The organism is Pseudomonas sp. Sample_10, assembly GCF_004321495.1.
In the GTDB taxonomy this organism is placed as follows: Bacteria; Pseudomonadota; Gammaproteobacteria; order Pseudomonadales; family Pseudomonadaceae; genus Aquipseudomonas.
Window position 1 is genome coordinate 1 of sequence record NZ_RCOE01000146.1, and the last position, 1,350, is coordinate 1,350.

Here is a 1,350-nt window from a genome sequence, read left to right on the forward strand (position 1 = left end):
GCCTGCGTCCGACGTGTACTGTTCAGCTTCCATATCGTGGAGATCAGTTGATGATTTACGAAGGTAAAGCCATCACGGTTAAGGCTCTTGAAAGTGGCATCGTCGAATTGAAATTCGACCTCAAGGGTGAGTCCGTCAACAAGTTCAACCGTCTAACCCTGAACGAACTGCGTCAGGCCGTAGACACCATCAAGGCAGATGCTTCGATCAAGGGTGTGATCGTCAGCAGTGGCAAGGACGTTTTCATCGTCGGCGCCGACATCACCGAATTTGTCGACAACTTCAAGCTGCCGGATGCAGAGCTTGTTGCAGGCAACCTCGAAGCCAACAAGATTTTCAGCGATTTCGAAGACCTCAACGTCCCGACAGTGGTTGCCATCAACGGCATCGCATTGGGTGGTGGTCTGGAAATGTGCCTGGCGGCGGATTACCGCGTCATGTCCACCAAGGCCAAGATCGGTCTGCCGGAAGTCAAGCTGGGCATCTACCCGGGCTTCGGCGGCACTGTGCGTCTGCCGCGCCTGATCGGTGCCGACAACGCCATCGAGTGGATTGCCGCTGGCAAGGAAAACCGTCCGGAAGACGCGCTCAAAGTCGGCGCAGTGGACGCAGTAGTTGCCCCTGAGAAGCTGCAGGAAGCCGCACTTGAAATGATCAAGCGCGCCATTTCCGGCGAGTTCGACTACAAGGCCAAGCGCCAGCCGAAGCTTGAAAAGCTCAAGCTGAACGCCATTGAACAAATGATGGCTTTCGAAACCGCCAAAGGTTTCGTGGCAGGTCAAGCCGGCCCGAACTACCCGGCGCCGGTTGAGGCGATCAAGACTATCCAGAAAGCCGCGAACTTCGGTCGCGAAAAGGCGCTGGAAGTCGAGGCTGCTGGTTTCGTCAAACTGGCCAAGACCTCTGCCGCGCAGAGCTTGATCGGTCTGTTCCTGAACGATCAGGAACTGAAGAAAAAGGCCAAGGCCTACGACGAAATCGCCAAGGACGTGAAGCAGGCCGCCGTTCTGGGCGCCGGCATCATGGGTGGCGGTATCGCCTATCAATCGGCGTCCAAGGGCACGCCGATCCTGATGAAGGACATCAACGAAGCCGGGATCGAGCAAGGTCTGGCCGAAGCCGCCAAACTGCTGGTTGGCCGCGTTGATAAAGGCCGCATGACCGCTGCGAAAATGGCTGAAGTGCTCAATGGCATCCGCCCAACCCTGTCTTACGGCGACTTCGGTCACGTGGATCTGGTGGTGGAAGCGGTTGTCGAGAACCCTAAAGTCAAGCAAGCCGTTCTGGCGGAAGTTGAAGACAAGGTCAAAGAGGACACCATCCTCGCGTCCAACACCTCGACCATTTCCA

At 56.7% G+C, this 1,350-nt stretch carries 1 protein-coding gene; it reads left to right on the forward strand.

Going from position 1 to position 1,350, the window contains the following annotated elements:
• Positions 1–50: 50 nt before the first annotated feature.
• On the forward strand, positions 51–1,350 hold a 1,300-nt coding region (locus tag D8U18_RS13890; RefSeq protein ID WP_177435021.1), incomplete at its 3' end, for an enoyl-CoA hydratase-related protein.